This is a genomic window from Saccharomonospora iraqiensis subsp. iraqiensis, from assembly GCF_000430445.1.
GTDB lineage: Bacteria > Actinomycetota > Actinomycetes > Mycobacteriales > Pseudonocardiaceae > Saccharomonospora > Saccharomonospora iraqiensis.
This window is the reverse complement of the sequence record NZ_KE387058.1, coordinates 1-2,773: the sequence shown is the minus strand read 5'-3', so window position 1 is coordinate 2,773 and position 2,773 is coordinate 1. Positions and strand designations below refer to the sequence as shown.

The following is a 2,773-nucleotide window of genomic DNA, read 5'->3' as shown; positions in this document are numbered from 1 at the left end:
CCCGCCGCGGCACCCGTCGCGCCGGCGCCCGCCGGCCCGTCACCGTCCGCCCCGTGACCTGCCCCGCCTGCCACGCCGTCACCTGTCGTGCTGTCTCTCATCGCCGCCTCCTCCGTGTGCTCCCGTGCGCCCCGTTCACGCGCTCTCCGTTGCGAAGGCGGCGTCGAAGGCCGCCTCCGGCTTGTCGAACAGCAGGCCGCGGAGGTGGGTGACGGCCTCGGCCGCACCCCGCAACCGGTCCATGCCCGCGTCCTCCCACTCCACCGAGATCGGCCCGGTGTAGCCGATGGCGTTCAGCGCGCGGAAGGCACTCTCCCAGTCCACGTCGCCGTGTCCGGTGGAGACGAAATCCCAGCCGCGGCGGGGGTCGGCCCAGGCGAGGTGCGAGCCGAGCCTGCCGTTGCGGCCGTCGAACCGGGTCTTGGTGTCCTTGCAGTCGACGTGGTAGATGCGGTCGGCGAAGTCGAGGATGAACCCGACCGGGTCGAGGTCCTGCCACACGAAGTGCGACGGGTCCCAGTTCAGACCGAAGGCCGGGCGGTGGTCGACGGCCGCCAGCGCCCGCGTCGTCGTCCAGTAGTCGTAGGCGATCTCGCTCGGGTGCACCTCGTGGGCGAACCGCACGCCCACCTCGTCGAAGACGTCCAGGATCGGGTTCCACCGGCGGGCGAAGTCGGCGTAGCCGTCGTCGATCAGCTCCGGTGGCACCGGGGGGAACATCGCGACGTACTTCCAGATCTTCGAGCCGGTGAACCCGACGACCGTGTCCACCCCCAGCCGCGCCGCGGCCCGTGCGGTGTCGGCCAGTTCCGCCGCCGCCCGCTGCCGCACGCCCTCCGGGTCGCCGTCCCCCCAGATGCGGGCGGGCAGGATGTTGCGGTGGCGCACGTCGATCGGGTCGTCACAGACGGCCTGCCCGACGAGGTGGTTGGAGATCGTCCACACGTTCAGCCCGTACGAGTCGAGCAGCTTGCGCCGGTTGTCCACGTAGTCCGGCTCGGACAGGGCACGGTCGACCTCGAAGTGGTCGCCCGAACAGGCGATCTCCAGTCCGTCGTAGCCCCAGTCCGCGGCGTAGTGGCAGACCTGTTCGAACGGCAGGTCGGCCCACTGGCCGGTGAACAAGGTGACCGGTCGGCTCATCGTCGAGCCTCCTCTCGGATTCCCTGCAGGTGCAACAGCAGATCGGCGACGTCGGTGGCCGCCAGCCGGCCCGTCGCCTCCACGGCGGACGGGACGGCCGGATCGGAGCAGAGCAGGACCGGACCGCCCGCGGCGGAGTCCGGCAGCCTGCCGTGCGACCCGCGCACCCACCGGGGGTCGGTGGGCACGACGTTCATGGCGTAGCGCAGCCCGAGCTTCTTGCGGACCAGGTTCAGCCCCGCCCTGGCCTTCACCAGCGCGTCCTCCGGGTCGAAGAACAGCTCGGCCGGGTCGAAACCCGGTTTGCGGTGGATCTCCACGCCCCGGGCGAAGTCGGGGCGGCGGTCCTCGTCGAGCCAGTAGTAGTAGGTGAACCACGCCCCCGGCTCGGCCACCGCGACCAGTTCGCCCGAGCGCTCGTGGTCGAGCCCGTACCGGGCCTGGGCGGCGCGGTCGAGCACCTCGTCCACCCCCGGCAGGCTCTCCAGCACCCGCCGCACCCGGGGCAGGTCCGCCCCGTCGGCGACGTAGACGTGGGCCACCTGGTGGTCGGCCACGGCGAACGCCCGCGAGGTCCACGGGTCGAGGTACTCCATCCCGGCCTGGGTGTAGACCTCCAGCAACCCCTCGCGCCGGAGCACCCGGTTGACGTCGACGGGGGTGTCGGCCGGGGTGATGCCGTACTCGGACAGCGCCACCACCGTGCGCCCGCGCCCGCGTGCCTCGTCGAGCAGCGGGGCGAGTTCGGCGTCCACCGCGCGGGCCGCGCGCACCGCCTCGGGCGAGTGCGGCCCGTACCGCTGGAGGTCGTAGTCCAGGTGCGGGACGTAGGCCAGCAGCAGGTCCGGGTCCTCGGTGCGCAGCAGCCGCCGCGTCGCGGCCACGATCCACCGCGACGAGGTGAGCGACGCGGTCGGCCCCCAGTAGTGGAACAGCGGGAACTCGCCCAGCTCGGCGGTGAGCTCGTCGTGCAGGGCCGGGGGGCGCACGTAGCAGTCCGGCGACTTGCGTCCGTCGGCGTGGTAGATCGGGCGCGGCGTCACGGTGACGTCGGTGCTCGCCCCCATCGCGTACCACCAGCAGACGTTCGCGGCGGTGTAGCCGGGGTGCGCGGCCCGTGCCGTCTCCCACACCTTCGGGCCCTGCACCAGCCGGTTGTGCTGGCGCCACAGGTACACCTCGCCGAGGTCGCGGAAGTACCAGCCGTTGGCGACCGCGCCGTGCTCGGCGGGCATGGTCCCGGTGAGCAGCGTCGACTGGACGCTGCACGTCACCGCGGGCAGCACGGTGCCGAGCTCGGCCTGCCACCCCTGTTCCGCCAGCGCGGACAGGTTCGGCATGTGCCGCAGCAGGTCGGGGGTCATCCCCACCACGTCGAGCACCAGGAGTTTGCGCACGCCACCACCTCCGTCGTCGGTTCCGGTCCTCACCCCCACGCCGCCACCTCCGAACGCGCCCAGCGCAGCTCGTCGGCGATCCCGGCGGTGAGGTCCTGCCGGTGCCCGTCCGGCAGGACACCCCAGGTGTAGGTCTCCACCTCGACGTGCGGGGCGGGGCCGTCTCCCGCGTGCGCGCGCACCGCCGCCAGGGCGTCGGCGAGCACGTCGGTCGTCGCGGCCAGCGGCGGTGC

2 protein-coding genes and 1 pseudogene are annotated in these 2,773 nt (G+C 72.8%); all 3 read right to left on the bottom strand.

Going from position 1 to position 2,773, the window contains the following annotated elements:
* Positions 1-135 precede the first annotated feature (135 nt).
* Positions 136-1,143 (bottom strand): sugar phosphate isomerase/epimerase family protein, encoded by a 1,008-nt coding sequence (locus ACTIR_RS0104800; RefSeq protein WP_026453426.1) that lies wholly within the window; start codon positions 1,141-1,143, stop codon positions 136-138.
* The gene (locus ACTIR_RS0104795; protein WP_026453425.1) at positions 1,140-2,540 is read right to left on the bottom strand and encodes an alkaline phosphatase family protein; all 1,401 of its coding nucleotides are present in this window, start codon (positions 2,538-2,540) and stop codon (positions 1,140-1,142) included. The genes ACTIR_RS0104800 and ACTIR_RS0104795 overlap by 4 nt, the downstream gene beginning before the upstream one ends.
* 29 nt (positions 2,541-2,569) lie before the next feature.
* Positions 2,570-2,773 (bottom strand): annotated as a pseudogene (locus ACTIR_RS26280) (metabolite traffic protein EboE); the annotation flags it as partial.

Excerpts from the sequence above, each read along its gene's own strand:
- ACTIR_RS0104800 (WP_026453426.1), bottom strand. The coding sequence starts at position 1,143 with ATGAGCCGACCGGTCACCTTGTTCACCGGCCAGTGGGCCGACCTGCCG.